This window comes from Burkholderia sp. PAMC 26561, from assembly GCF_001557535.2.
GTDB lineage: Bacteria > Pseudomonadota > Gammaproteobacteria > Burkholderiales > Burkholderiaceae > Caballeronia.
In genome coordinates this window covers 17,058-43,114 of record NZ_CP014308.1, presented here as the reverse complement: position 1 = coordinate 43,114, position 26,057 = coordinate 17,058, and the positions used below count along the sequence as shown (strand labels likewise).

The 26,057-nt window shown below is 56.0% G+C and carries 24 protein-coding genes and 3 pseudogenes; 19 read left to right on the top strand and 8 right to left on the bottom strand.

Features of this window, described 5'->3' with window-relative positions:
- Nucleotides 1–269 precede the first annotated feature (269 nt).
- Together AXG89_RS23105 and AXG89_RS23100 are read right to left on the bottom strand one after the other, a co-directional pair.
- Nucleotides 270–1,601, bottom strand: coding sequence for an MFS transporter (locus AXG89_RS23105; RefSeq protein WP_062172722.1), 1,332 nt, complete (start codon nucleotides 1,599–1,601; stop codon nucleotides 270–272).
- A gap of 52 nt (nucleotides 1,602–1,653) precedes the next feature.
- The gene (locus AXG89_RS23100; protein WP_062172720.1) at nucleotides 1,654–2,715 is read right to left on the bottom strand and encodes a lactonase family protein; all 1,062 of its coding nucleotides are present in this window, start codon (nucleotides 2,713–2,715) and stop codon (nucleotides 1,654–1,656) included.
- A 254-nt stretch (nucleotides 2,716–2,969) separates the two neighbouring features.
- Here AXG89_RS23100 and acnA (AXG89_RS23095) point away from each other — a divergent pair, with 254 nt between their 5' ends.
- From acnA (AXG89_RS23095) to AXG89_RS23085, 3 genes are read left to right on the top strand one after another with little or no spacing between them, the layout of a single operon-like run.
- Nucleotides 2,970–5,600 carry an aconitate hydratase AcnA gene (acnA, locus tag AXG89_RS23095; protein WP_062172718.1) on the top strand — a complete coding sequence of 877 codons (2,631 nt, stop codon included), beginning with the start codon at nucleotides 2,970–2,972 and terminating at the stop codon, nucleotides 5,598–5,600.
- A gap of 50 nt (nucleotides 5,601–5,650) precedes the next feature.
- On the top strand, nucleotides 5,651–6,544 hold the full coding sequence (locus AXG89_RS23090) for a GntR family transcriptional regulator (RefSeq protein WP_062172715.1): 894 nt from the start codon (nucleotides 5,651–5,653) through the stop codon (nucleotides 6,542–6,544).
- 34 nt (nucleotides 6,545–6,578) lie between these two features.
- The gene (locus AXG89_RS23085) at nucleotides 6,579–7,316 is read left to right on the top strand and encodes an ABC transporter substrate-binding protein (RefSeq protein WP_062172713.1); all 738 of its coding nucleotides are present in this window, start codon (nucleotides 6,579–6,581) and stop codon (nucleotides 7,314–7,316) included.
- Between the two features lie 470 nt (nucleotides 7,317–7,786).
- Here AXG89_RS23085 and prpF read toward each other — a convergent pair whose 3' ends face one another.
- The 3 genes from prpF to acnA (AXG89_RS23070) are packed head-to-tail and all read right to left on the bottom strand — an operon-like array spanning nucleotide 7,787 to nucleotide 12,657.
- Nucleotides 7,787–8,968, bottom strand: a complete 1,182-nt coding sequence (gene prpF / locus AXG89_RS23080; protein WP_062172711.1) for a 2-methylaconitate cis-trans isomerase PrpF — start codon at nucleotides 8,966–8,968, stop codon at nucleotides 7,787–7,789.
- A 9-nt stretch (nucleotides 8,969–8,977) separates the two neighbouring features.
- Entirely contained in the window at nucleotides 8,978–10,051 is a 1,074-nt protein-coding gene (locus AXG89_RS23075; protein WP_062172709.1) for a lactonase family protein, read from the bottom strand.
- Nucleotides 10,052–10,053: 2 nt separating this feature from the next.
- Nucleotides 10,054–12,657, bottom strand: a complete 2,604-nt coding sequence (gene acnA / locus AXG89_RS23070) for an aconitate hydratase AcnA (protein ID WP_062172707.1) — start codon at nucleotides 12,655–12,657, stop codon at nucleotides 10,054–10,056.
- A gap of 313 nt (nucleotides 12,658–12,970) precedes the next feature.
- Between acnA (AXG89_RS23070) and AXG89_RS23065 the strand changes: the two genes are divergently transcribed.
- From AXG89_RS23065 to AXG89_RS23035, 7 genes and pseudogenes are all read left to right on the top strand, one after another.
- Nucleotides 12,971–13,972 (top strand): GntR family transcriptional regulator, encoded by a 1,002-nt coding sequence (locus tag AXG89_RS23065; protein WP_236873530.1) that lies wholly within the window; start codon nucleotides 12,971–12,973, stop codon nucleotides 13,970–13,972.
- A gap of 273 nt (nucleotides 13,973–14,245) precedes the next feature.
- A complete protein-coding gene (locus tag AXG89_RS23060; RefSeq protein ID WP_062172705.1) occupies nucleotides 14,246–15,538 on the top strand; it encodes an MFS transporter in 1,293 nt (430 codons plus the stop codon).
- Between the two features lie 70 nt (nucleotides 15,539–15,608).
- Nucleotides 15,609–15,902, top strand: coding sequence for a DUF3717 domain-containing protein (locus AXG89_RS44720; protein ID WP_082771567.1), 294 nt, complete (start codon nucleotides 15,609–15,611; stop codon nucleotides 15,900–15,902).
- Entirely contained in the window at nucleotides 15,845–16,240 is a 396-nt protein-coding gene (locus AXG89_RS44715) for a nucleoside 2-deoxyribosyltransferase (RefSeq protein WP_373408592.1), read from the top strand. Before AXG89_RS44720 ends, AXG89_RS44715 begins: the two co-directional genes overlap by 58 nt.
- Before the next feature lie 303 nt (nucleotides 16,241–16,543).
- Nucleotides 16,544–16,847: pseudogene (gene ligD / locus AXG89_RS44710) on the top strand (non-homologous end-joining DNA ligase LigD).
- 23 nt (nucleotides 16,848–16,870) lie between these two features.
- A complete protein-coding gene (locus AXG89_RS23040; protein WP_062172699.1) occupies nucleotides 16,871–17,245 on the top strand; it encodes a hypothetical protein in 375 nt (124 codons plus the stop codon).
- A gap of 510 nt (nucleotides 17,246–17,755) precedes the next feature.
- Nucleotides 17,756–17,998 (top strand): hypothetical protein, encoded by a 243-nt coding sequence (locus AXG89_RS23035; RefSeq protein WP_082771565.1) that lies wholly within the window; start codon nucleotides 17,756–17,758, stop codon nucleotides 17,996–17,998.
- Between the two features lie 15 nt (nucleotides 17,999–18,013).
- Here the strand turns inward: AXG89_RS23035 and AXG89_RS23030 are convergent, their stop codons facing one another.
- Nucleotides 18,014–18,346 (bottom strand): flagellar transcriptional regulator FlhD, encoded by a 333-nt coding sequence (locus AXG89_RS23030; protein ID WP_082771564.1) that lies wholly within the window; start codon nucleotides 18,344–18,346, stop codon nucleotides 18,014–18,016.
- 198 nt (nucleotides 18,347–18,544) lie between these two features.
- Between AXG89_RS23030 and AXG89_RS23025 the strand changes: the two are divergent.
- The 7 genes and pseudogenes from AXG89_RS23025 to AXG89_RS23000 all read left to right on the top strand — a co-directional run.
- Nucleotides 18,545–19,351, top strand: a pseudogene (locus AXG89_RS23025) (tetratricopeptide repeat protein); the annotation flags it as partial.
- Nucleotides 19,352–19,390: 39 nt separating this feature from the next.
- Nucleotides 19,391–19,486, top strand: coding sequence for a hypothetical protein (locus AXG89_RS44705; protein WP_373408620.1), 96 nt, complete (start codon nucleotides 19,391–19,393; stop codon nucleotides 19,484–19,486).
- Between the two features lie 102 nt (nucleotides 19,487–19,588).
- Nucleotides 19,589–19,918, top strand: a complete 330-nt coding sequence (locus AXG89_RS44700; RefSeq protein ID WP_062172688.1) for an SEL1-like repeat protein — start codon at nucleotides 19,589–19,591, stop codon at nucleotides 19,916–19,918.
- A complete protein-coding gene (locus AXG89_RS44695; RefSeq protein ID WP_373408619.1) occupies nucleotides 19,804–20,055 on the top strand; it encodes a hypothetical protein in 252 nt (83 codons plus the stop codon). The genes AXG89_RS44700 and AXG89_RS44695 overlap by 115 nt, the downstream gene beginning before the upstream one ends.
- Entirely contained in the window at nucleotides 20,012–20,155 is a 144-nt protein-coding gene (locus tag AXG89_RS44690) for an SEL1-like repeat protein (RefSeq protein ID WP_119024691.1), read from the top strand. Before AXG89_RS44695 ends, AXG89_RS44690 begins: the two co-directional genes overlap by 44 nt.
- A 100-nt stretch (nucleotides 20,156–20,255) precedes the next feature.
- A pseudogene (locus tag AXG89_RS23005) lies at nucleotides 20,256–21,277 on the top strand (IS30 family transposase).
- Nucleotides 21,278–21,574: 297 nt separating this feature from the next.
- A complete protein-coding gene (locus AXG89_RS23000) occupies nucleotides 21,575–21,727 on the top strand; it encodes a DUF2256 domain-containing protein (RefSeq protein ID WP_082771563.1) in 153 nt (50 codons plus the stop codon).
- A gap of 130 nt (nucleotides 21,728–21,857) precedes the next feature.
- On the opposite strand, the gene AXG89_RS22995 is transcribed toward AXG89_RS23000, so the two are convergent.
- Nucleotides 21,858–22,445 carry a nucleoside 2-deoxyribosyltransferase gene (locus AXG89_RS22995; RefSeq protein ID WP_062172686.1) on the bottom strand — a complete coding sequence of 196 codons (588 nt, stop codon included), beginning with the start codon at nucleotides 22,443–22,445 and terminating at the stop codon, nucleotides 21,858–21,860.
- Nucleotides 22,446–22,708: 263 nt separating this feature from the next.
- Between AXG89_RS22995 and AXG89_RS22990 the strand changes: the two genes are divergently transcribed.
- Together AXG89_RS22990 and AXG89_RS22985 are read left to right on the top strand one after the other, a co-directional pair.
- Complete coding sequence (locus tag AXG89_RS22990; RefSeq protein WP_062172684.1) at nucleotides 22,709–23,293, top strand: DUF7713 domain-containing protein; 585 nt, start codon at nucleotides 22,709–22,711, stop codon at nucleotides 23,291–23,293.
- A gap of 367 nt (nucleotides 23,294–23,660) precedes the next feature.
- Complete coding sequence (locus tag AXG89_RS22985; RefSeq protein ID WP_062172683.1) at nucleotides 23,661–25,031, top strand: hypothetical protein; 1,371 nt, start codon at nucleotides 23,661–23,663, stop codon at nucleotides 25,029–25,031.
- A 687-nt stretch (nucleotides 25,032–25,718) separates the two neighbouring features.
- On the opposite strand, the gene AXG89_RS43120 is transcribed toward AXG89_RS22985, so the two are convergent.
- Complete coding sequence (locus tag AXG89_RS43120; protein WP_082771562.1) at nucleotides 25,719–26,054, bottom strand: hypothetical protein; 336 nt, start codon at nucleotides 26,052–26,054, stop codon at nucleotides 25,719–25,721.
- Nucleotides 26,055–26,057 lie beyond the last annotated feature (3 nt).

Sequence of the window (26,057 nt, the reverse complement as noted above, 5' to 3'; positions counted from 1 at the left end):
CTGCTGCTATGTGCTGAGTAGTTTCCGGCTCTATCGGAACAGCACGACGGCTTTTATCATCATCAACATCGTTTATTCCATTCTTCAAACATTACTTCTGATCGTCCCGGAGACATCATGGCAGTCATAGTAAATGACAGCTAGCTACGGCAGGCCATTCTTTCCGAACTCGCTTTTTTCGTTGGGACCTCCACCCACGCTAAGTTGTTATAAAAATTTGCTGATTTTTGGAGCGCGAGTGAACTCGTAACGGTCAATGGCTGCCGCGTTCAAGCACTCTTGTTCGATGGGACAGCCTCTACCCCGGAAACCTCCGAAATATGTTCCTTTATGCGAATAAAGTTGGTCATGAAGAATGACACGACCAGAAGCCCAGAAAGGAACAGCAGGCCGGTAGTCGAGCTTCCGCCCTGCTCCTTGATGTAGCCAATGGCAAAGGGGCCGACGAACCCGCCCAAATTGCCGATTGAGTTGATAACGGCAATGGAAACCGCGGCGCTTGAGCGTGAGAGAAACAGCGTAGGCAAAGCCCAGAACGGGGATTTAAACGCGTACAAGCCCGCGAGGCTCAAACTGATCATCGAAATGGAGACATATGGATTTGTCGCCATGCTGGCTCCGAACAAGGCTGCTGCTGCGACGGCCAACGGAATCGCCGAATGCAGCCGGCGCTCGCTCCGACGATCAGAGCTACGTGACCACAGCACCATGACCGCTGTTGCAAATATGTAAGGGATCGTCGCGATCAGCCCGATTTCGGTATGGCTGATCTTTGTTGAGAACGCCTTGATGATTTGCGGCATCCAGTAACCGACGCCCAAGCTTCCGCACTGGTAGACAAAGTAAATGAACGACAGGTAAAGGACCTTCGGACTGGCGAGCACCTTGAACGTCCCGATGTGTTTCACACTTGGGCGTGCTTTCTTGTCCTCCTCAAGTTCAGCCAGCAACCAGTCACGCTCATCAGGCTTCAACCACTTGGCATCCTTCGGGCGATCGGCCAAGTAGAGAAAGCACATCACGGCGCCAAGTAGGGCAGGCGCACCTTCGAGGACCAGCATCCATCGCCATCCACTCCACTGCAGCCAATGGACGTTATCCATGATCCACGTGCTAAGCGGCGCGCCAATGATGTACGAAACCGGGATGGCGGCCGTGAACAGGGCAACGGTCGTCGCTAATTCTTTGGCACGAAACCAGTACGTCAGGTAGACGATGATGCCTGGGAAAAAGCCGGCTTCCGAAACCCCGAGCAGAAACCGCAAGATATAAAGCTGAGTAGCGTTTTGGACAAACGCAGAGACGATCGCGACAGCTCCCCATGTCAGCAGAATACGTGCGATCCAGACGCGCGCACCGTACTTGTTGAGCATCACATTGCTGGGCACTTCAAAGAGGAAATATCCGATGAAGAAGATGCCCGAGACGAAGCCAAACGCTTCACTGCTAAGGGCAAGTTCCTTGTTCATCTGAAGCGCCGCATACCCAATGTTCGCCCGATCCAGATACGAGACGATGTAAAGGATGAAAACGAACGGAATGATGCGCCACGAAATTTTCCTGACGAGCGCTGTTTCGTTTATTGCTGATGGTGCTTGCATATCAGTCTCATCGGCGTCAAGCCGCTCGATGCCCGTAAAGATTCAGAGGTGCTTACGCTTGATGTTGCGAGAAGATCATGCAAACCGGGCTGCCGGTTTGAACGGAAAATCCTGTTGGCTTGATCCGTCCGGACGTGTGGTCCACAGCAAACGCGACGATGTTGTCGCTTTCTTCATTCAAGACGAACATGAACCGGCCGTTTGGCGTCGATGTCATGAACCTAGGCGTACGACCTCGGCTTTGTTCGACTTCAACCAGACTCAAGAAACCGGTGTCCTGATCAACCTTGAACACGGCGACGCTGTCATATCCCCGATTGGACGCATATACGTATTGGCCCGTGCTATCGACTTCGATCTCGGACGCGCGGCTATTGCCCGTGAAGGTGTCTGGCAGCGTCGAAACCGTTTGCAAAGGCTGCAGAGAACCGTTGCTGGGCAAGTACCGGTAGGTAGTGACCGTTGAGTCAAGTTCATTGACGCAGTATGCGAAGCCCGATTTCGAGTGGAACGCAATATGACGAGGCCCTGACGTCTCTCGTGTTGAAACGAACGCTGGTGTGCCTGGCGTGAGTTGTCCGTCCTTGAATCGGTAAGTCAGGATCTGATCCAGCCCCTTGGCCGGCACGATGACAAACTCGCCTGACGGGTCGAACGGGTTGAAATGGGGCTTCGGCACCTTTTGCTCGACCCGGTGCGGACCGAGCGGACCTTCGAGCTTCACGAGTTGCGTTAGCTCTTTAAGCGAGCCATCGTCAGCAATAGGCAACACAGCGAGGCTTGATCCAATATGGTTCGACACGACCACATAACGACCCTTCGGATCGATCGCCAGATGAACCGGGTTCTGGCCTTGTGTGCTTTGCTTGTTGATGAACGCAATTTTCCCAGTCGCTTTGTCCACCGCGTAAGAACTGATGTCACTGAGATCGCCGTGGACAGTGTAGAGGCGCTCGCCGTTGGCGCTCAGTGCCAGAAACGACGGATTGACTTGGTCCTTTAGAAGTTGAACCCGTTCAAGCTTCCCAGACTCCTCATCGACTGAATAGACGCTGATACCGTCACCTCGGGCATTGCGTTCGCGAGTGGTACGGCAGCCAACATAAGCAAACATACGATTTCCTTTCGAATTCGAGGGGCGGTTTGCCCGGTTAGCTGCTGCAAAGGCCGTGGGAAACGTGGACCAAATTGTCGCCAGGGCACTTATCGACGCGGCGCTCTGAAGAAGACGACGGCGTCTCATGTTCGCTACGGTCGAACCAACAGCAGTCAATTGATCTTTTAGATCCACGGTCTCGTCTCCACAATTTTTCTTCTGGGGTTTTCACTAGATTGCATTTTTACTCGTGAAAGTGCAAAAATACAGTTATGGAAAACACTTACTCCCCCCCACAAGCGAGCCTGCGGTCCGGCGATGAAGCTTTTCGGTTCATCGATCTTCCGGGAATGTTCGGCACTAAGTTCACGCGGTTGCCGGTTGTATTGCGCCTGTTACTGGAAAACGCGATCCGCAATACGGACGGCGAAGAGCGCCGGCTCGCGGTCGACGGGATCTTCGGTTGGCTCGAGCGCGGCACGAGCGAGGTCGAAATCGCATTCCAGCCCAATCGCGTGTTGATGCACGACACGACGAGCACGCCTGCGCTGGTCGATGTCGCGGCCATGCGCGACGCGCTCGCCGAAGCGGGTGCTGATCCGAACGCCCTCAATCCGGTACTACCCGTGGATTCGTCGGTTGATCACTCATTGGCGGTTGAATATTTCGCCCGACCCGATGCTGCGCCGATGAACCTGTCACTCGAGCTTCGGCGTAATAACGAGCGGTATCGATTTCTTTGCTGGGCATCGAAAGCGTTGACCGGAGTGCGGATTCATCCGCCGGGAACGGGGATCATGCACACCATCAATCTTGAGCAGCTGGCAACGGTTGTCTCGGTCGTAGAACGTGACAATGAGCGCTGGGCGGTACCAGACACCTTGATCGGCACCGACAGCCACACGCCAATGATCAACGGCATCGGCGTACTTGGATGGGGCGTTGGAGGTCTGGAAGCGCAGACGGTGATGTTTGGCATGCCCGTGATGCAGCGAATTCCTGATGTCATTGGCGTTCGCTTGACGGGCGCTTTCCGACCCGGGACGCTCGCAACCGACCTGGCGTTGACGGTGACGCAGCGCCTTCGCCAAATCGGTGTATCTGGCGAGTTCGTGGAGTTCTTTGGTCCTGGCGTTGCGACGTTGACTGCTGGCGACCGGTCTGTTGTCGCGAATATGGCCCCGGAATATGGTGCGTCCACGGGCTTTTTTCCGGTTGATGAATCCACGCTCGAGTACCTTCGAACAACTAATCGAACTTCGAGCGCGATCGCACTGGTCGGAGAATTTTCGAAGCGACTGGGTGTGTGGTTTGACCCGTCCGCGGAGCCAACCTACACGCGAAGTATCAACATCGATCTGAGCGAGATCGGCATGCATATCGCCGGCCCACGCCGTCCGCAGGATTTGCTGGACTATTCAGAAACCTCGGCGGCGCTTGCAACTTTTGCTTTTAAACCAAGCACCGCCGCGACGTCGATGCCCAAGCACCCGGTGGCGATTGCTGCCATCACCAGTTGCACCAATACGTCTGACCCGGCCTTGCTCATCGCGGCGGGTCTAGTCGCCCGCAAGGCGCGAGAACGAGGGCTAAAGGTCTCGCCATGGATCAAGACCTCACTCGGACCCGGTTCGCCCGCTGCCGCGGCGTATCTCGAGCGTGCTGGTTTGATTGATGACCTGTCGTCGGTAGGGTTCGACATCGTTGGATACGGATGCACGACCTGCATTGGAAATTCCGGTCAGCTCACCCAGCCGATCAAGGAAGCGCTCGCAAGCAAGTCCGTCTATCCCGTCGCCATGTTGTCGGGCAACCGGAATTTTCCGGGCCGGATTCATCCGGATCTGGATCTGGGCTTCATCATGTCACCGCCCCTGGTCATCGCTTTTGCACTAGCTGGTGACGCGGAAGTCGATTTAAGCCAGGACCCGGTGCAAATCACCGCAGACGGTAAGCCCGTTTTCTTGAATGATTTATGGCCAAGCCGCGAGGAAGTTGCAGCGTTGGTGAAGCAGGCTGCGGAGCCGAGTGATTACCCCCGCGCGTTCGCTATCGCCAGTCAGAACCCGCTTTGGCACGAAATGAAAACCCCGGAAAGTGCTCAATTTCCGTGGGATCACGCGTCGACTGCGTTGCGTCGGCCGCCCTTTGCTTCCCTCTCGGAAGGCTCCCAGCTTGGCACCTACATCGCCTACCCGTTGCTCGTGCTGGGCGACGATGTAACAACCGATCACATTTCCCCTGCAAGTGCGATTCCGAAAGATAGCTACGTCGCTGACTTCCTGGTGGAGCGCGGAGACGATCGTAACGACCTCAATGTTTTTGCGTCTCGCCGCGGGAACTGGGAAGTCATGGTGCGTGCCGCCTTTTACAACAAGACGCTTGTCAATCTATTGAAGGCTGACGCCCCGACGGCAAACACGTTGCACGTCCCGACTGGTGAAGTGCTGCCGATCTTCGAAGCTGCCAATCGATACCGCGCCGATGGAGACTCGGTCGTTCTCATCGCCGGCGAGCGATATGGGACGGGATCCTCGCGCGACTGGGCCGCGAAAGGCCAGCGACTGCTCGGCATTCGCGCGGTCTTGGCTGTCAGCTTCGAGCGTATTCACCGGTCGAATCTGATCGGGATGGGCATCCTGCCTCTGCGCCTGCCTGAAGGCATCACGCCCGTTTCGTTGAACGTTCGCCCCGGCGACAAGCTCGAAATCAGCGCATCAGCCGAGACGTTGGCACCTCGTTGCCTAATCGGTGTCAAAATCGTTCGTGTGGATGGGAAAATCGACCAATTTGAAGCAACGGCAGCCGTAGAAACGCAACTTGAAACGGCACTGCTGCGCGCCGGAGGCGTAATCCCATTGATCCTGCAAAAAACACTGGCAGCGCAATCGCTCCCGACCTGACGACCTAGGCGGAGCGTGCGAGCCGAATGAAGGAACAGGCTAGAATCGTCATGATCGACAAATCGATCGCCTCGCAAATCGTCGCGTTTATTCACGCAGAAGGAATGGCTGTCGGCAGTCACTTGCCGGCACAACTAATCGCGGATCGCCTTCGTGTGTCGCGCTCCCCGGTCAACGATGCTCTCGCCTTCTTGCATGAAAAGGGCGTGTTAATTCGCGAGCGGAATCGCGGATTTTTCTTGGCAAAGCCAGTGGAGCAGCCGCTCGACCAGGTCGTCGACCAGCTTGGTTTGGGCGAAGCGGATGTCGTCACGAGCGTTTATTTTCGAATCGCCGACGACAGGCTGAAGGGATTACTGCCAGAGGAAGTCTCAGAGCAGGCGCTCAAAACGCGCTACGGATTAACGAATACCCAACTCAACTCCGTGCTTGGGCGCATCTCGCAAGAAGGCTGGGCCGAGCGCAAACCGGGCTACGGCTGGCAGTTCTCTTCGATGCTGACCACCCCGGATAGCCTCTTGAAATCGTATCGACTGCGGTTGGCGCTTGAGCCCGCTGCGTTGCTAGAACCCGGATATTGGCTTGATCCAAAGGTACTCAAACGGTGCCGAGCGGCCGAGGTACATTTGCTGCAGGGAGGAATCGAAACGGATACCGCTGACCAGCTTCACGACCGAGGGGTACGTTTTCACGAATCGTTGGTGGAAGCGTCGGGCAACTCATTTTTTATTGACACCATCAAGCGCGTAAATCGCGTCAGACGCTTACTCTCCTATCGCTCGATGCAGGACAGACAGCGCTATACCGAGCATTGCAAGCAGCACCTGAACGTTCTTGATCTACTGGAGAAAGAACGCAACGAAGAAGCGTCCGAGGAGCTTCGCGCTCATCTTCGCCACACGCTCGACGCGCTATCCAACATCAGCAACATTCTCAAACCCTAGATCGGATCCTTACCTGATCTCTTCCACATCGCTCATGACAGTCAACGCTTCGATACTTTCCTCCTTTACGCCGACCGGGCGACTTCGTGCTTCAATCAATCTGGGGAATCCGATACTAGCCAACAAGGATTCCGCAACGGGACAGCCGTTTGGCGTGTCGGTGGATATTGCGTTGGAATTTGGGAAACGACTTGGCGTTCCTGTCGAGCTAGTTGTATTCGATGCAGCGGGGAAATCCGTTGAAGCGGTAACCAATGAACACGCCGACTTTGGCTTCTTTGCGATCGATCCAGTCCGGGGCGCAAGCATCGCCTTCACCGCACCCTATGTGTTGATTGAAGGCTTTTATCTTGTGCGCGACAAGTCAGTAATCCGCGAGAATGCCGACGTTGATCGTGCTGAAAATCGTGTGGCTGTTGGCAAAGGAAGCGCATACGACCTGTATCTGACGCGCGAGCTGAAGCAAGCAGAAATCGTTCGGGCGCCAACGTCCCCTACCGTCGTGCAAACCTTCGTTGAACAGAACCTCGAAGTGGCCGCAGGCGTAAAGCAGCAACTCGAAGCCGATGCCGCCAAAACACTTGGCCTACGCTTGCTCAACGAACGCTTTATGGTCATACAGCAGGCGATGGGAACACCGAAGAGCCGGGGAGCGGCCGCCGCAGCGTATTTGGCCGATTTTGTGGAAGAAATAAAGGCTTCGGGATTCGTTCAAAACGCACTTGAAATGCATCGCATCGCTGGTGCATCACTTGCCCCGCCTCGTGATTGATTAAAAGGTGATAGCCGTTTCATCGGCGCTGCCACTTGTTGATAACGCATGTCGCAACGTCCCTCTACACACGCTTGAGCTTGCGCGGAAGGAGAAGATCGTAGGCCCTCCCCTTGCCAATCGCGACGCAAGGACTCTGAATTAATGTCGGTGTTCGTTTGTATCGCGGACCCGTTTCGCGCTACGTAGAAGCCCTCAAACTAATACATACGTCGTAGTGAATGCAATGCTCGCGGCTCGCAGCGGGTATATGGCAAAGAAACCAATACCCGCACGATTGTCCCAGACTGCCTCGACAGACTATTCTCCAGCGTCGAAGATGACACTCTCGATGTCGACCGCCAAACACTTCGCAAACTCCCGGGCAAGGACGATTGAAACGCCAGAAGGCTGGCCGGTTGTCGCGTCGCTGTTGGCCCCTATGCCAACGACCTTGTGGCCAAGGCTACACCTCACGAAAGCCAAAGCGGCTAGTGAAGTTCGGGGTCTAGAGACGAGGGAACGAAAACATAACCCGCCATAAGGCGACGGGCGCTTCGACTCATAATTGCCTTCGTGACCATCCACGTACCATCCTTCTGTTCGGCTTCGGCGCCCACTGTCATCGCGCCGGAAGGATGTCCGAAACGGATTTCATTCGTCGCTTTCCCTACGACAAGCTGGTTGACCACGGTACCGGGTATGGCTCCGGCGACGGCGACGGCAACGGCACCGGTTCCAGTCATCGCGTGGTGAAGTTTGCCCATCGACAAAATTCGCGCGTTGATGTCGATGCTTGACAAGTCGACTCGCTTTCCGCTCGACGCCACGTATTCTGTAGGTAGAGAGACAAACGCCAGCTTCGGCGTGTGAGGACGAAGTGCCGTCACTTCTTCGGGCGTCGCCGCCAGACCCATCCGAACCGCCGCGTGCGCGCGAATCGCTTCGCACTTGTTCAGCAACTGGACGTTATCGTTCACGTCCGCCTGCATTTCATTGCCACGCAGACCCAGATCTTCCGCCGTTATGAAGATTGCAGGATTACCCGCATTGATCATCGTGACCTGGAATGTGCCGTATCCCGGGACGTCGAGCGAATCTATGGGATTTCCTGTTGGAAACATTCCTCCCGTTGTCTCTTCACCATCCTCAGAGCCGCCGGGGTTGAGAAATTCGATCTTGATTTCGGCTGCCGGAAAGGTCACACCGTCGAGCTCGAAGTCACCTTCCTCGACAACCTCCCCATTTCTCACTGGAACATGCGCAATGATCTTCGCATTGATGTTCGCCTGCCAGATGCGGACAATAGCCACGCCGTCCTGAGGTGGCTTAACAAACCCTTGCTCGATCGCAAACGGGCCGACTGCAGAGATGAGATTGCCGCAATTGCCAGACCAGTCGATGACAGGCTTGTCGATGGAAGCCGCGCCAAAGAGGTAGTTGACGTCGCAGTCTGGCCGCGACGACGGCCCGACGAGCACCAACTTGCTCGTGCTGGAGGTGGCACCGCCCATCCCGTCGGTCTGCTTTTCGTACGGGTCCGGGCTACCGATCACGCGTAGCAAAATCTTGTCGCGAAGAACGGGATCGGCGGGTAGACTCTCGGCGCGAAAAAAGACACCCTTGCTCGTGCCGCCGCGCATGTACACAGCGGGAATCCTATATTGAGTCAAGCTCTGCTCCTATTGGGTTTTGAAGGTGATGCACACGGGGCTACCTGCGGAAACGACGTGACCGGTTGGCGTCGGGGCGCCAGTTTTTGCGTCAAGGAGGTACTGGACGATTGAATCGGACTGTTCGTTGGCAACATAGAGCATTCGACCGTCGTGACTGAGACAGATGAATCTGGGGCACTGCCCCTGAGCGTCAATCCAGCGTGCCTTTGACGGGATGCCAGTTGCTCCGTCAAGCGCGACCGTCGCGATGCTGTCGTGGCCGCGATTCGATATGTAGAGGGCGGTTGCGTCGTGCCGTATCGCGATGCCAGCGGCCCGTGACAACTTGTGGCTGTCACAAGGCACAACAGACATCGTGTGTAACGGTTTGAGCGCACCGGATAGTGGGTCGAAGGACCATGCCGTGAGCGTTGAATCGAGTTCATTTGCGACGTAAATCATCGCAAGGGTCGGATGGAAGACCGCATGGCGCGGCCCCGCGCCTTCCCGCGCCCGGCCGGATGTCGGAATTGGCATGCTATCTACACCGTCCCACCTGACTGCAAAAACTGTATCCAGTCCCTTGTCGGGCACGATGTGCCAGTCAGTGTTGTAACGTCGCGTCACGAATCGTGAGATGTGATGCGGATGCGACGAAACCTGTTCGATTCGATGTGGACCGGCGGCACCAGGAAAGTGGACCGACGAAGCAACACTGCCCAGTGATCCGTCGGGATCGATCGGAAGCTGCGCCGCATTTCCAGTTGCATAGTTGGCGACGACCAGCGACTCTCCGCTTTGAGACAGAGCGAGGTGTACCGGATTGCGCCCCCCGCACGGTTGACGATTCAAAGCGGTTAGTTTTCCAGTTGTTGCGTTGACCGCGTAGCTGCTTACTTCGGTGCCGTCGCCGTGCACGGCATAGAGAATGTTCTGGGCCTCGTTCAAAGTCAGGAAGCTTGGGTTTTCCAGTGGCTCGAACGATTCGACGTGTTCCCAAGATCCAGACGAAGGCTCCACCGCGTAGACTCCGATACCCTTGCCGCGCGCGTTTCTCTCGTGTGTCGTGCGGCATCCAACATAGGCGAAGACGGGTGCCATTTTTACGCCGCCTCGAACATTTCGTCCGAGATGCGCGGCAACAGCCCACCGGCATTGAAGATTTCCGCTTCTTCTTCGGTGTCGATGCGGCATTTGACCGGCACAGTGACCACGTCGCCGTTTTTGCGCCTGATTTTCAGGCCGAGCGTCACGCCGGAAGACACGTCTCCCCCCAAGCCCTCAACCGAGTAAATTTCCGACCCATCGAGCTGGAGTGTCAAACGGTCGGTGCCTTCCGCGAATTCCAGCGGCAGCACACCCATGCCAACGAGATTCGAGCGATGAATGCGTTCGAAGTTTTCGCAGACAACCGCACGCACGCCGATGAGTCGCACGCCCTTGGCTGCCCAATCGCGCGACGAGCCAGAACCGTAGTTTTTCCCTGCGATCACGATTAACTCCTGTCCGCGAGACAGGTACAGCTCAGCCGCATCGAACAAACGCATGATCCTGCCCTCCGGCTCAAGTCGCGTGAGCGAACCTTCCTGACCATTAGCCATCTCGTTATGAAGACGGTTGTTCGCGAAGGTCGCCCGGATCGCCACCCGATGATCGCCGCGCCGCGTGCCGTACGAGTTGAATTCCGCCGGCTCAACGCCGTGCTCGATCAGGTATTCGCCCGCTGCGCTTTCCGGAAGGATCGCACCTGACGGTGAAAGGTCGTCGGTCGTAACGTTGTCGCCAAACACACCGATGGCCCGCATGTCCGCAAATCTGGCCGCGCTGATGAGATCGGGTTGCCAGTAAGGCGGCCGGCAGATGTAGTTGCTGTCCTCGCGCCACGGAAAGCGTGCCGGCACCGCGGCTTGGCCATGCACACGCTCGCTCTTGCGGAACATCTCCGTATAGATCTTGAGATACTGCTCGCCGTGCACACTTGCCTTGAGCAGCGTGTCGATCTCCTCGTCAGCCGGCCACAGATCCTTCAGATAGACCGGCGCGCCGGTCTTGTCTGTTCCGAGCACACCGTTCTCGATGTCCACGTGAATGGTCCCGGCGATCGCATACGCCACGACCAGCGGCGGAGAGGCAAGAAAAGCTTCCTTCACGCGCGGATGAATACGTCCATTGAAATTGCGATTGCCCGAGAGGACAGCCACTGCATGCACATCACGGCTCACAATGTCCGCTTCAATTTCTTTCGAAAGCGGACCAGACATGCCGTTGCAGGAAGTGCAGCCGAAGCCGATGATTCCAAACCCGAGTGCTTCAAGCGGCTCCATCAGTCTCGCTTCACGCAGGTAGCTTTCGACCGGCTTCGATCCGGGTGCGAGAGAGGTCTTAACCCACGGTTTGCGCTCGAGGCCGAGCTCCACAGCCCGGCGGGCGACCAGTCCGGCGGCAATCATGTTGCGCGGGTTGGAGGTGTTCGTGCAACTCGTGATCGCCGCAATGACGACGGCCCCGTCATAGAGTTTGACCGGGCTCGCCGGATCCGGCTGCTCGGCTACAGCTTCGGCCGGACGCGCGATACCCTTCGAGATGAGACTGGAGAGCGGCACGCGGTCGTGCGGATTGGCCGGCCCGGCCAGTGCGCGGCCGACGGTTGACAGGTCGAATGACAGGACCCGGTCATATTCGGCATGGGCGAATGCATCGGCCCAAAGCCCCTGTGCTTTCGCATAGGCTTCGGTCAAGGAGATTTGCGCTTCGGTGCGCCCAGTCAGGCGCAGGAAATCGAGCGTTTTTTCGTCGATCGCGAATAGCGCGGCAGTCGCGCCGAACTCCGGAGCCATGTTCGAGATGGTCGCTCGGTCACTCAACGTCATAGCGCGAGCGCCATCGCCGTAGAACTCGATGATCGTGCCAACCACTTTTTGCTTGCGCAGAAACTCCGTGATTGCGAGGACCAGATCGGTCGCCGTAATGCCAGGTTGCCGGAAACCCTTGAGTTCTACACCGACGATGGTCGGCAGGCGCAACCATACGGCACGACCGAGCATCACCGATTCAGCTTCGATACCGCCAACGCCCCAGCCCAGTACTCCCAGCGCATTGATCATCGTGGTGTGGCTATCGGTTCCCACCAGCGTGTCGGGAAAGGCAACGCCGTCTTTTACCTGAATGACCGGCGACAGATGTTCGATATTGACCTGGTGCAGGATCCCATTGCCTGGCATCAGGACGTCGAGATTTGAGAAAGCCTGCTTGCACCATGCGAGGAATTCGAAACGTTCGGCGTTTTTGCTTCTCTCAATTGCCATATTCTTGGCCATCGCCTCTGGGTCCGTCCCCGCCACCTCAACATTGAGCGAGTGGTCTACCACGAGATGCGTCGGCACCACCGGGTTGATAGCGGATGGATCGCCGCCGGCTTCGGCCACTGCATCACGCATCCCGGCGAGATCCACAAGCGCTGGGGTGCCAAGTAAATCCTGCAACACTACGCGCGACGGGTAGTAGGGAAAGTCAACGTCGTGACGGCGCGCGGCCAGCGCCGAGAGATACGTCCTGGCTTCAGGGCCGGGCTGCCTGCGCACGATGTTTTCGGCAAACACACGAACGCAATATGGCAGGCGGGCAAATTGAGCGGCATCGAGCGACTGCGTCGCATCAACGACTCTGACGAAATCTACCGTCTGGCTAGGAAGAGGATTGCGGGGCATTTGGGCGTTCTCCGGGGAGGTGCAGTGCGATCTATGTTTTGATTAATGCATTCTATGATCATAAAACGCAATAAGCAAACGCAAATTTTGTCAGTGCTTGCCCGCTATGGTTAGCTGCTTCGCTATTTTGAAGAGCAAAAATAGGGGTTTACACCGCTCGCCTGACACGTCCTTGCACAAAGCAAAAGTGCGTTATATGATCATCAAACGCAATCAGTAACGTCCTGAAAATAACTGTTTCCCCCATGACGACGCGGCAGATATGGTGGGTGCAGCCAGTGAGTGCCCAACACGATCCCGATCGGAGCGAGCGATGGCAAAATCCCAGATGGACCTTTCAGATGCACCGCCTCACTTGACGGTCGTGAACGGTCATAGAGTGCCTCTATCCCATATGGACTTAACCGAACAATCGCCCGCACCCCTGACCCCGCTGCAGACACGGGTGATCCGCGAAATCTTGTCGCTCGCACGACGCGACGACCTCTCGGCGGGCGACAGACTCGCTGAATCAGTGCTTGCGGAAAGGATTGGGACATCCCGCTCACCCGTCAACGTTGGCCTGCATCACCTGGTTTCACTGGGCGTTGTGTTCTACGACGCGAACCGGGGCTTCTTCATGGCAAAACCGGCGCGGGAAGTAACCGATGTCGCGGCGCAGTTTTTCGACGAGCCCGAAGAGCCGTTGTATCTGAAGATCGCTGACGACCGACTCGCCAAGCGTTTGCCAGACGTGATATCCGAAGCGGATCTGATGCGGCAATACCAAGTGTCGCGAAGCGCGCTGCGCAGGGTTTTGTCGTTGATGCAGGAGGAAGGATGGCTAGAGCGACAGGTGGGGCATGGCTGGCAGTTCATGCCGATGATCGACTCCGTTGAAGCGTACGAGGAGAGTTACCTGTTTCGCGCAGCGATCGAACCTACCGGCGTGTTGTCGCCGATGTTCCGCGCCGACAGGGTTGAATTGAGGGAGTTACAGCGCAGACAGCAATTCATTGTCGACGGAGGCTACCTCACGATGAACTCCATCGAGCTTTTTGAAGCGAACAGCGACTTCCACGAAACGATTGCCAAATGGTCGGGAAACCGGTTCATCGCCCATTCGGTTCGCCGGATGGATCGGCTGCGCCGACTGGTGGAATATCGCCAGGCCAAAACCCGCAAACCACGTCAGGAGCAGGCGCTCGAACATCTCGCAATTCTCGACGCGATTGAGCATCAAGATCTTCTGAAGGCGGCGGCATTGCTTCGCGATCACATCGAGGGCGCCCGTCGCGCAAAGGTTCGTTCACGTGAAGTATTCGCCACGCGGTAAATAGCGTTGCGGACGCTGGCGGCATTTCGCCGCTTTTTTTCACCCAATAGTGCGTTTTGTGATTACAAAAATCTTAAGAGTTTTTTTGATAGGAGCCTTCATTTTGTCGTGATGCTCGTTGGTTCATACGATGTGAAGCTCCTACGTTTCGAAAGTGGTGATCTGCGTTTTGTGATCGTCAAACGCTTATCTTTTCGCCGCCGTCCTTGAGATGCGGTTTACCGGCCACCGGGCTACGTCTGTTCGGTGCGCGTGACTATATTGGAGACAACCATGTCATACCGCAGAGGTTGGATAGCCGTGTTTTTGTTTTCGCTTTCAATGATTAACTACATGGACCGGATTGCATTATCGATAGCGGCCAAGCCAATTGCGAGCGAATTCAAGCTCTCAGCCGTGGGTATGGGTTATCTCTTTTCGTCGTTCATCTGGAGCTACGCTCTTTTTCTCATTCCGATGGGTATTCTCATTGACCGGTTTGGTACCAAGCGTATGGCCGGCGTCGGGATTTTCGTCTGGTCGGCTGCAACGGCCCTTACCGGCGCGGCCAGCAGCTTCGGAAGTCTTCTGCTGGCGCGATTAGTGATGGGCGCAGGCGAATCAGTCAGCAACCCTGTCGGCGCGAAGGTCATTCGACAGTGGATACCGGCAAACGAACGGGGGATGGTCACTTCAGTGTTTAACAGCGGATCCTATGCAGGGCCAGCGATCTGCTCGGTGATACTCGGCTCACTCATTGCTCTCTACGGGTGGCGCATGTCTTTCGTCATCGCAGGAGGGATTGGCTTCGTATGGCTCGCGGCCTGGCTGGCATTTTACAACTCCCCAGAAAATGCTCGTTGGCTCAAGGCGGAAGAGCGCGAAAAGATTGTTCGCGAGCGCAACCCCGCGCCAATCAACGCGAGCGCACTTCATGCCGAATCATCTGGTCTTCTGTCATTGATGCGCACCCCGACCTTGTGGGGACTCGCTCTCACACAGGGCTGCAACGTCTACACCCAGCACCTGTTCCTTACCTGGCTGCCAAGCTACCTTCAGGTGAGTCGCGGTCTGAGCATTACGCATACTGGTCTCTTCTCCGCAGTTCCCTATGCGGCTGCCGTCGTGCTTTGCGTCTTCGTCGGTCGTCTGAGCGATCAGTACCTGAAGAAAAGTGGAGTCGGCACAGGCCGGCGTCGCAATGCGGTCGCGCTATCCATGCTTGCCGGTACGGCCATTCTCGCAGTGCCCTTCACCTCTAACCTTGTTGTTCTGCTGGTTGTCTTCTCGATCACCCTTACTGGTATCGCATCCACGACATCGCTCAATTTTGCGTTGCTGAACGATCTGCTTCCCAATTCACGAGATGTAGCGAAGGCAATGGCGTTCGTCGTGGTAGGCGGAAATATTTTCGGCATGATTGCGCCAATCGCCACCGGCTACGTAATCGCTGCGACGGGCAGCTACGACTGGGCATTCGGTATCGCAGGACTGCTGTTGCTAGTAGGCGCGACCGTTGTAATTACGATGACCCGCTCCCCAATGGCTGCTCCCCCTAAATCAGTGAAGGTAAGGGCAACCGCATAGCTCGAGGAGGGAACCTCAGTAGAGTTGCGCTCGGTAGACAGTTGGCACTGTTCTTTTCGAACTCATCGCCATGAATACCTTCACTATCAGGCAGTTTGAAAACGCGATGAACTACTGGCGTGAGCATAAAGCGTCGTGCGAGGATGTGGCACTACGTCCGCGTGCAGGCGTACTTGCAGATACTTACAGCGCTATGATTTACCAGCGCGCCGAAACTGTCTTGGCTAACACTCTATCCCTTAAAGAACGAGGCGTTGAACCTAGCTCTGAGCCAGCTGCCACTTTCGCTGTAGGTCGCATTACTGGATCTGTCGCGCGAACATCGATGGCATCCGATCCGCTGACATGGTCGTGGCGCACTTAAACAATTTTCGGGGACTCGGTGAGCCGAACTGCGGTACAGCGGTCTCAATTGGTTTTGCGGCCGCGCTCGGCAAGCCTACATGGGCGTATCAATCCGGCGCTCGAGCGCTTGTCGAACAGATCGCTGCAACGTCCGATCCACCCTCTTCCCTCCCTATGAGCGCGCGTGGATATGTCCTTGAACATTCTGGCCTAAATGTCAATCCGATGGTGGCCAGTTCGGCAGGCTTCGTAGTAGGTGGCCCGGGCGATTGTCTGCGTGAGATAAAGAAGTTCAGCAATGGTGGCTCCCATTTTGATTACGGGGTTTGCAAGCGCAGCTTCGTATATATTGGGTGATGCGCAATCTCAGTATATCCATTTTACAAACGACCTCGACTGGCTGGACGATCCGCAAGCGGTGTACGACGAATGGCAGTTAAACGCCTGCAAGGCGTGTGCGTGGCGCCGACGGATGCCCCATTCAAACAGCTACAAAGCGTAGCGATCGTCGCCATGTTTTTGGGTTTAGGTCTTACATCGGCGAATGTCGGAAACTTGATTTCGATGTCGTAAACGTGGACGGTCTTTGACCTGATGTGTATGTAGAGAAACGTGGGCCGCGCATCGCTCGGCGTGTGCCACTTGAGCCGTTCTGCGTCGATGCCCGACCAATTTTCTGCGGCGCTGGGTCCAAAGAACCGCGTCGGGAAAATCTTCATTGACTACCTGCGTAACAGCAAAGGCGCGAGTACAGTTGCCGCCTTCTCCGCGCGCACGCTCCGGCATGGACGTCTCGATGCCCATCAAGTGGGAAGAACTGCCAGAAATCAAGGCGGCCGACCAGTGGACGATTCACAGCGCGATCAAACGCCAGCGCACCTTGGGTGCCGACCCGTGGCAAGGATACGCACGTTGCCGGCAGGGATTGACCGTTGCCATGAAGAGAGCGATTGACCTTAAGTAGCAGCTTTACACAACGGGGAGACGATGGACGATGGAATCGAGAGACGCGCCCTGCTGCTGCATTTGGGCGACGTACTGGAAGCATCTGCGTGCGTGATGAAATGCGCAAACCGGTTCAACACCGTTGGCGAGGCCGTCGGGCAAGAAGAATCCCTGATGACCTTTACCATCCTTCGTATGGTCGATGCGGAAATCACCCCGTACGAGTTCGCGAAACGAGCGGCGAGCGCGTTCTTCCTCTGGCCGAAGCTGCTGCTCGATGAACGATCAACCGGCCGCTGCTCGCGAACCTTGTGCAGCACGATCTCATTCACGGAAATCAAAGCGGCTGGGAATCTACGTCTCCGAGCTCCGACAGCAAGTGCCGTGGTTTGCCTACGGTTTGAACCAGGTACCTGAGGGGCCGTCCGAGCAAAGCGTCGCGGTGTGGCCGCCCACCGCGCATTGATCGAATGTTGGCAGTCGACCGAGATGTGTCCATTGAACGCGTCTCCAACGCGTCTCCCAGTGCGTTCACTATCGCTCGCCTTAGCCGAGGCTCGCCCGCTTTTCCATCGCCTACCTCCGGGTTGACGAACCTGCCGAAGGCCGCGCGCAGATCGGCGACGAAAGCCCCATCCCAGATATGAGATATCACCACGAGAATGCCGCTCATGGGCATCAAGCCGCTTTTATAGGCGCATTTGGGCTGCATTTCAGGGAGTGAGAGCGCCGAGCATCGGCTCTCTGTTAGTTGGCTCAAGAACAGCGGCCGCCTGGGCAAATGTCCGTGAAATCCTTGAAGCAAAGCTCGGAGAGACTCAAGTTTTCGGAGCATCCGCCGAGATTAAGGATGCGAGACCTTCAGATAACTAACCGCCTCCCCGAGAGCGGCAAAATCAAATACAAGCATAATAACCAGAGAGCGCAATGACCCATCACACCGAGGATCCATTCCCAGCCGACGACAAATTGTTCCTGGAAGCGCGTGCTTTCGCCCTTTCTATCGTTTCTATTCGGCGAGCACAGGGAAAGCCCAACCCGGCCGATTTTCCTGTGGGCACGCCAGAGTGGTCGGCCGTAATTGCAGACTTCGCGGCAGACATTTTGCGTCTTCCCGCAGATCCACTATCCCTCCCAAAGCCGGTGGCGCGGAAGAAATCATGCGGATGAGTGCTTTAATGCCCTTCACCTATACAACGCATCGGCAGCAAAGTGACCTCTCATGCCAGTGCCAAAGTCGCTTTCCGCCGGCACAGCCTGTGATTCGCTAGTAGGTCGAGAAAGCGTCGACAGCACTGACAGGTCGTGGAATCGAAACGCACAGAGAAGATGAGGGGCTGATGCCAGCTTCGTTACCTGGATCGCCGAAAGGTCGACTAGAAGGTCTGCCGCTTGTGCTGAAAAGCCAAAACGCGCTTCTGCGACTGAACGATCCGAACGAAGAAGTCGCTGCGCGAGCGTCAAGTACGCAAGGTTGATTTCACAAATTGAAGCCGCGGTATCATTCAAAGTGTTCATAGGCCAGCCCTGATCGAAAATGGGTCGAACAAAATCGGCAATAAGTGCTCATCCCTCTTCCGATCTCGTAACAATGACCATTGTGGGATTGTTTAGACCGTTCGGCAAGGGTTTGTAAGACAAAATCAGGTCGGCGAATCTTGAGTCGGTACAGATTACGGTTTCGGAGTGATCCCGGCGGTTTTGCCGTATTGCCCCATGACTGAGTACAGATCGAAAATACGGAATGCCGGGTTTATTGTGGACAGATGGTTACCGAAGCGCCGCCGGTTAAGCGGGTGCATCGCCATTGGCCTGACTGTGTTGGCAGCCCGCCCAATTGCTGCGTCCCAGATCGCCGCGCCCGCTCCGATGCTATCCGGCCACATCGGCGAGCTGGTCCAGGGCGATGCAAATGAGGCGATTAAGACTCGGCAACGTGATGCAAACGACGCGCGTACCCGCGCCATTCGGCTGTCGGCCGAACAAGGACAGCCCGAGGCCGAACATACCTTGGCCCGGATGTACAGCGCGGGCGTTGGGGCGGTGCGAGACAACAGCGTGGCTGCGATGTGGTATCAGAAAGCTGCGGACCAAGGATACGCGGCAGCGCAGAACAGGCTCGGCTACGCCTATCTGAAGGGGTTAGGACTGCAACAAGACGACGCCCTAGCGGTGCAATGGATGATGAAGTCCGCAACGGGCGGCTATGCACCTGCCCAGTACAACGTTGGGGTGTTCTATGAATACGGGCTGTGTGGCCTGCCTCGCGATGTTGACTGGGCACTCGAGTGGTACCGGAGCACCGCAGCTCAGGACTATGCACTTGGCCAGTTCAAGTTGGGGGTTTGCTTCCAGGATGGCATCGGAGTGCCGCCGGATCTGAAAATGGCGGCACAATGATTTGCACTGTCAGCGCAAGCTAGCGATTTCAAATCAAAATTGAATCTCGGATACCTGTACATGACTGGCCTGGGCGTCGCTCGCGACGACATGCGCGCGGCAGAGCTATTAACAGAGGCGACGCTCAGTGGGAACGTTGGCGCTAAGGGGAATCTTGCGATCATGTATGCCCATGGCCAGGGCGTGCCGCATAACGAAGCGCTCGCTACCAGATGGCTTAAGTCGGCGGCGATTCAAGGTGATGCCTCTTCGCAGTAGAAGTCGGGCAACCGCTACGCGACCGGTCTCGGCATTGAGACCAATCTGACCGAAGCTACAGGGTTGTTTCGCAAGTCAGCAGAACAGGACGATGCAAGAGGAATGTTTTTGCTCGGCTCCGGTTACGCAATCGGACAAGGCGTCCAGCAAAACGACGCCGAAGCGTATCGCTGGTTCGTTAAAGCGGCCGCGCAGGGAGACGCCGACGCCCAAACTAGTCTTGGTGTTGCTTATCTGAGGTGGTGGGCGTTGAGCGTGATACAGCCGCTGGCCTCGATTGGCTGCGACGCGCTTCGGGCTAAGACAATGTATCGGGAATGCTACTTTTGGGTACCTACTACTGGGGTAATACCACCCAAGACGATCGCAACGCGTTTGAGTGGTATGCGAAGGCGGCCAGGCTGGGAGATGCGCGCGGCGAGCTCTGGGTAGGTAAGTGTTATGCGTTCGGCCAGGGGTGGCAATGGATTACGGTCAGGCGGTCGTGTGGTTTCGGAAGTCCACCGATCATGCAATGCTTAAGCGATGTTCGACATGGGACAGGCATACCAGGACGGATTAGGTATTGAGCAAAACCCCGCGCAAGCTCGTGATTGGCATCAAAAGGCGGCTGCAGGATATGTGCAAGCGCCAAACAGCAAACGGCGGCGTAACAGGGAGACGCTTTGAGCACAGAAATAACATTTTAACCTAGAGTAACCGCATTTCGTTGGTTGGAAGGGCGGCCTCAAATGTGAACTGCAACACCTGTCTCGTATAAGGTGTCGCAATGCCCGAAAAAACTTCATACCAGCAGCTGCAACCTGAAGAACGCCTGACCATTGCAAGCTTGCATCTGCAGGGTTCAAGTATGCGAGCCATGGCTCGCATACTCGGGCGCTCACCGGGACTATCAGCCGTGAGCTAATGCGAAACAGCTCTTCTGTTGGCTACGCATCGGTGCCCGCTGCAGCGCTTAGCAGCGCACGCCGCAGCGCGTCCCGCCGCCCCGCCAAGCTTTGCCTGCAAAGCGTCTGCTGGCGCATCGTTCTCACCCTGCTTGAGTGGAAATGGTCGCCCCAGCAGATATCGGGCACACTCAAGCGCATGTATCCAACCGACTCGACCCAACACGTCTCGCACGAAACCATCTACACGGCTATCTATGCTCAGCCGCGCGGTGAACTGCGCCGCCAACTCATTGCCTGCCTGCGCCACGGCCACAGCACGCGCATGCCACGCACTCGGGGCACAGACCGGCGCGGACAGATTCCCGACATGGTCAGTATCCACGTGCGACCGCCCGAAATTGAAGACCGACTACTGCCAGGTCACTGGGAAGGCGACTTCATCAAGGGTGCGAACAACCAATCCTCTGTCGGCGTTCTGGTCGAGCGCACCAGCCGTCTGGTGCTGCTTGCCAAGATGGAGGACGCCACCGCCGCGTCAGCGCTAGCGGGCTTCTCCGCCAAACTCAATTCGATTGTGGCGCCGTTACGGCAAAGCTTTACTTACGACCAGGGCAAAGAAATGTCGCGCCATCAGGAACTCACCGCCGCCACCGGCGTGAACGTGTACTTTTGCGACCCGCACAGTCCCTGGCAACGCGGTACTTGTGAAAACACCAACGGGTTGCTGCGCCAGTATTTGCCTAAAGGCTCGGACCTATCGGTCTACAGTCAGAACGAACTCGACGCGATCGCCGACAGCCTGAACAGCCGCCCGCGCGCCACTCACGCGTTCCATTCGCCATTCGAGGTCTTCGCTGCGACCCTTGATTCAGCAAGCCGACCTCCAAGCTCTAAACATTGACCCCCTGTTGCAGTTCACCCTTAAACCGCCAAGTTTATTGGTCGCTGATAGGAATCAAGTGAACCTGATGCATATGTTTGAGCCTTAGGAAAACAATCCTGACACTTTCTCGATATTGACATAAAAAGAAATTATCGATTTTTACCAGTCCTAAGTACCTTACTTGACTTCGACTCGCTTAGGTTTCTTCGTTGAACGACTGGCTATTGCGGGCGTATGGATATTGCAGTTCTTTGCACAAACATGACTTGTGATTCAGAATGAGTGTCATTGAACAATGGTTTTAGGAGGTCCCGGATGCGCATGCAGAAAAAAGATACCCTCCCAAGTAAGGTTTGTGCGAGTTGTGGCCGCACATTCACATGGCGCAAGAAATGGGAGCGCGATTGGAGCAGCGTTAAATACTGCTCGGATAAATGTCGTAGTGCGCGCGGCACAGCTGTAAGGTGATCCTCTTTTTGTAGCCGTTGTACTAACTCTTAATCCGCAAAGATCAACAACGTTCGGTTGGTGTTGCGAAATTGCTTAAAAGTATCGATAGTGTTTCCAGAGGTCCTCACCGTAGGTATGGCGCCTCAAGTTACTTTTTTGGATGCTTATTCTGATAAAGCACCGCCGCAACGGCGCAGACACTGTCGTTTTTGTCCCGAAGCGCCGCTATGGATGCGCCAAATTCCATGGTTTCGGATAATTTTTCTGAGCTGTGAATGGCGACGACTCGCTCTACGGCAGCCGGCAAAGCGGACAAATCGTTGATTGATTCGAAGTCGCCAAGTCCTGTCACCATCGGATTGTCAGAACCGCCGAGCATCGAGCGTACATCCGTTTTGTACAGCACAAGCGGTTTGCCGGAGTGCCACGCGAGCGTCGCCTCGACGATTGTTCCCTCATCGGGTACTCTGCCGTTCAAGTTCGCCACAACGACATCGCAACATCGAAGCAACTGATAAGTGTCCAAAGCGAAGATCGCTCTATCAATAATCCTCGCTGCTTCGCTGGGCGATGCGCCGCATTGTTCCAACGCAGGCTTGATCTGAGCAAACTCTAACCCGTCGCGATGCGGAAGAAAGGTTGAAAAGCCAGACAGCTCCAGTGTGCTGGCAATGCTGTCCATCTCAGCGCGCTCGCTTGGGTTAAAAAGCGGACCCGCGCAATAAATTCGTAACATGAGCAATTATCTCTCGGCAGTCAGACAATCTGTTAAGGCGGAACCTGGTTGATGTGAGACGTTGTATGCCACTTAAGCTACAACAAATTTGTACATCAAAAGCGCTCTCAGGAAAATAGATCGGCCGCATATAGTTGCAGGGCCGTTCTGGCATGACAAAATGGGCCCGTCGCGAACAAAGCCGATCTTTCGTACCGCATCGGGCCCGCGAAGTATCATCGGTTGCGAAACGCGCCGCTCATTTGATTTCGTGGAGTTCCGTCATGTCCGTCAGTCAATGCGCAGCTTGCAAAGCCACCGTGCCACAGTACGACACCATCCATACTGGAAGCGACGAGCACAGCGACCGATTGCTGTGCACCGCCTGCTTTAACCGCGAAATGGCAAAGCACGCCGGCATCGACAATTTTGATCAAACAAAGTTTGAACCGATGCACCTGTCGGACGCCAGCGGAACTGTTCACGAGTTTCGTTTTCGAAGTCTGCTGTTTGGCGACAAACTTTCTCTGGAGGCATTCGGCGCGACTAGCGAGAATCAACCATCAGGCTACCGGTTTCAGATTCTTGGAGATGCGGAAGCGGATCAATTTGTTTTGCTTGGAAGGCTGATTGAAAAGATGCGTCGTTTGCTTGCGGTTGTGCACGTAAGAGATGGTGATCTCGGGTTGCAAATTGTCGACGAGACAATCCGCGGCAGAATCGAATGGGACGGTGACGAGCATTCGCGTATGCCGTGCGTCGTCGTAGATGGGCGCCGTGTTGAATGGGACGAGCTTGGGCGCATGCTAATGACATTTGAAGGATGGCAGTTCAAGCTCGAACTGTGCGATCCAAGTGACGAAATCTGAGATGGGGGCTTCCCCCCAACAATCCCGATCGCTGTCAGGTAGATTAGACGGTTCGTATCTTGACTCCCGTGTAGCTTAATTGCTGAGCCCAGCAAGCGCATCAGGACCGCCAGCGAACACTGCGTACGCCCTTCCCTAGTATGTCGTCGACTCATCCTTAAACGTTGGGCCCCGCGTCACGAGGTTCGACATCTTGTATCTTTAATGGGGCGCTGCCTTCGACCCGGTAACATCTGGCGCCAACAGCAGCACAGAGAGAGTTGAATCCTGAGGACGGGTTCTTTCCCTATAGTGAAGCCGCTGTAGGTACACCCTCGCCCTATAATGTGGAAATTGTTAGTGATTTGACGACCGGGAGCCCCACTTTATGAGTCAACCACACGGGCGATACTCTGGATCTCGAGATAAGGGCCAGCATCAATCGCGCCAACAATCAGATGCAACACCGCGCCGAACGAACAAGCCTTACGTTAAAGCGCCGCCTGCAAGAGACGCGGCTCAGACGGCGTCCATCTTCAAAACGCGTTCGTTTAAATTGCTGGTCGATGCAGTGGGCGCAGAAAATATCGCACTCGGACTTGACTCTAATTTAACGCGCGTAGCCGAACTGGTGAATGGGGAGAGGTTTACGCCCGAGACAGCTTTTCACATGGAAACGACGCTTGGCCTCCCGCATGGTTTTTTCGATCAACCCAATCCGGTCCTCACGCCTGAGATCATTGCTCGCTTGAGGTCGCCCCTAGACTTTATTCACGTGAACGCTGAACCGGAATCGGCGTACGTGGAAGTGATTTGGCCAGCTCCTTCTACACAGTTCAATCACCACCCTACCCTTACTGATCATCCGCCCGGAGACCCGGAAATGCCAAAGAAAACAAATGGCGGGTCGCATAAGGCCGTCGCGAAGAACAACACGACTGCTGCAAAGCCTAGCAAGGTAACGCCACCGCAGACGGCGCCTGGGAAAACGAAAGCGCCATCCAAGTCGGCGGCTCAGCAATCACTGCCGTTGATTGATGTCGCCGCTTTGGAAAAAGTCCGTCGCGCCAACCTGCACGTGCTCACAGCCCGCAAAGGATCAAAGGCTCGGCTCGGCGCGGTGACGGAACTTAGCGACTCCAACATGGCCAATCGTTTTTATGGGCAAAAGCGTTTGGACGATGCTGAAGTGAACCGGTTCACGGAACGCCTCGGTCTGCCCACTGGCTGGTTTGACGTTCCCCGGACAGTAACGGACATTCCCAAGTCGGTGTCGGAATTGCTGATCCCTTCGTCGGATCGTCGCGCGGTCAGTCATGAAGAACTGCCGCCTGTGGCCGAACCAAAAGCGCCAGTGGCGAAGACGCCTGCGAATATCAAAGCGCGGAAGGCGGAGCCTCGAATCGCCAAGATCGATGATGCGAATGGCACGGGCCATCCGACAGGCGTAGTCTTTGAGACTGAAGCGGTCGTTGAGCATCAGGATCAGGCGGTCCCGTCCGTCGCCGAATCAGCAGTTCTGCAACCCGTCGATAGTCGTGTCTCGTCGTCCCCTGCTCTGCAGGAGTTCGGAGCGCCCCCTGAAGCGCAAGGCAGCAGGCAGCCGTACCGTCTCATTCCTGCGACCAGTCTGGACCATTTGCTCGGCATTGCACCGATCGCGGAGGCGCTGCTCAAGACGCCCGCAGGCAAGGCACGTACCGGTCGCTTGGACGAACTGAAAGCGTTGGAACTGTTGCGGCAAGCCGTATTGCTTTGACCTGATTTGATATGGCACTTGATCTCACCGGTCGGACCTTTGGCAGGCTCACTGCGATTGCCCGCGAGGACGGTTCTCGTTGGCGATTCAAGTGCGCATGCGGCGTCGAAAAGGTTATCGAGGCTCGTAGCGCAAGGTATCGCAAGACTTTGTCGTGTGGCTGCTTGCGACAGATCGACATTGCGCCCGGCCAACGCTTTGGCCGCCTGACTGCATCCCTTTACGTGAATCACGGCAAAAACGGGGCGCGTTGGTCTTTCCAGTGCGATTGCGGATCCGTGAAAATCTTCCCATCGAGTTACGTAAGGAGCGGCCTCCGAACGTCATGCGGATGCCGCACTCCCGACATTGTCGTGAAGAAAACCGAACCAGCTGCAGTCATTTGGCCGTTCCCCAAATGGCCCAAGTCGCAAGCGGCTGAACCGGTCAAGATCGGCCAGCGTCCAAAATCTGGAGATATCGCGGATGAGTAGGTAGTTTCAATACCGCCGAGCGAAATGACGCTCACGTCGGGGGTGCCTGCACCGTTATCAACCATCCTCGACCTGGGCGCCTGCAATACGGGTAAGCCGACGTCGGTGACAGCGGCTATCAGTGTCGAAAGACCAAGCGCTTTTAGCGGTGTTCAAACTGCTCGAAGATAAACGAGAAAATTCGCAAGAGCATACCTACGACTTGATGAGGGTATCAGCTAGGTAGCCCAGCATACCAATCGGCATATGGGGTGTTCTTTGCCATATGCCGATTCCAGTCAGGCGCGCCGTCCGACCACCAAACGGGACCCCGCTCACCCAGCTGCTTTTTGATTTCATCGATTCTCTGACGCGCGACTTCGCGACCCGCGTTATCGCCACCACGTAATGCTGAACCCTTTTCGCGGCGGGCTTGCATCAACTCGTCTACCAAAACCTTTTTTACCTCGGCTGACAAGAACGGGTTTGTACATCGCCAGAGACGTCCTCTGACAACAAAGTAGCGACCGTCCGGAGTAACAGGCAACGTTGATTTCACCGCTCTTTCCATCAG

Bases quoted from the DNA above. Each gene is read 5' to 3' on its own strand.
- AXG89_RS23105 (WP_062172722.1), bottom strand. From the start codon at position 1,601: ATGCAAGCACCATCAGCAATAAACGAAACAGCGCTCGTCAGGAAAATT.
- AXG89_RS23100 (WP_062172720.1), bottom strand. From the start codon at position 2,715: ATGTTTGCTTATGTTGGCTGCCGTACCACTCGCGAACGCAATGCCCGA.
- acnA (WP_062172718.1), top strand. From the start codon at position 2,970: ATGGAAAACACTTACTCCCCCCCACAAGCGAGCCTGCGGTCCGGCGAT.
- AXG89_RS23090 (WP_062172715.1), top strand. From the start codon at position 5,651: ATGATCGACAAATCGATCGCCTCGCAAATCGTCGCGTTTATTCACGCA.
- AXG89_RS23085 (WP_062172713.1), top strand. From the start codon at position 6,579: ATGACAGTCAACGCTTCGATACTTTCCTCCTTTACGCCGACCGGGCGA.
- AXG89_RS23075 (WP_062172709.1), bottom strand. From the start codon at position 10,051: ATGGCACCCGTCTTCGCCTATGTTGGATGCCGCACGACACACGAGAGA.
- acnA (WP_062172707.1), bottom strand. From the start codon at position 12,657: ATGCCCCGCAATCCTCTTCCTAGCCAGACGGTAGATTTCGTCAGAGTC.
- AXG89_RS23065 (WP_236873530.1), top strand. From the start codon at position 12,971: ATGGCAAAATCCCAGATGGACCTTTCAGATGCACCGCCTCACTTGACG.
- AXG89_RS23060 (WP_062172705.1), top strand. From the start codon at position 14,246: ATGTCATACCGCAGAGGTTGGATAGCCGTGTTTTTGTTTTCGCTTTCA.
- AXG89_RS44720 (WP_082771567.1), top strand. From the start codon at position 15,609: ATGAATACCTTCACTATCAGGCAGTTTGAAAACGCGATGAACTACTGG.
- AXG89_RS23040 (WP_062172699.1), top strand. From the start codon at position 16,871: ATGGACGATGGAATCGAGAGACGCGCCCTGCTGCTGCATTTGGGCGAC.
- AXG89_RS23035 (WP_082771565.1), top strand. From the start codon at position 17,756: ATGACCCATCACACCGAGGATCCATTCCCAGCCGACGACAAATTGTTC.
- AXG89_RS23030 (WP_082771564.1), bottom strand. From the start codon at position 18,346: ATGAACACTTTGAATGATACCGCGGCTTCAATTTGTGAAATCAACCTT.
- AXG89_RS44705 (WP_373408620.1), top strand. From the start codon at position 19,391: ATGTATGCCCATGGCCAGGGCGTGCCGCATAACGAAGCGCTCGCTACC.
- AXG89_RS44700 (WP_062172688.1), top strand. From the start codon at position 19,589: ATGTTTTTGCTCGGCTCCGGTTACGCAATCGGACAAGGCGTCCAGCAA.
- AXG89_RS44695 (WP_373408619.1), top strand. From the start codon at position 19,804: ATGCTACTTTTGGGTACCTACTACTGGGGTAATACCACCCAAGACGAT.
- AXG89_RS44690 (WP_119024691.1), top strand. From the start codon at position 20,012: ATGTTCGACATGGGACAGGCATACCAGGACGGATTAGGTATTGAGCAA.
- AXG89_RS23000 (WP_082771563.1), top strand. From the start codon at position 21,575: ATGCGCATGCAGAAAAAAGATACCCTCCCAAGTAAGGTTTGTGCGAGT.
- AXG89_RS22995 (WP_062172686.1), bottom strand. From the start codon at position 22,445: ATGTTACGAATTTATTGCGCGGGTCCGCTTTTTAACCCAAGCGAGCGC.
- AXG89_RS22990 (WP_062172684.1), top strand. From the start codon at position 22,709: ATGTCCGTCAGTCAATGCGCAGCTTGCAAAGCCACCGTGCCACAGTAC.
- AXG89_RS22985 (WP_062172683.1), top strand. From the start codon at position 23,661: ATGAGTCAACCACACGGGCGATACTCTGGATCTCGAGATAAGGGCCAG.
- AXG89_RS43120 (WP_082771562.1), bottom strand. From the start codon at position 26,054: ATGGAAAGAGCGGTGAAATCAACGTTGCCTGTTACTCCGGACGGTCGC.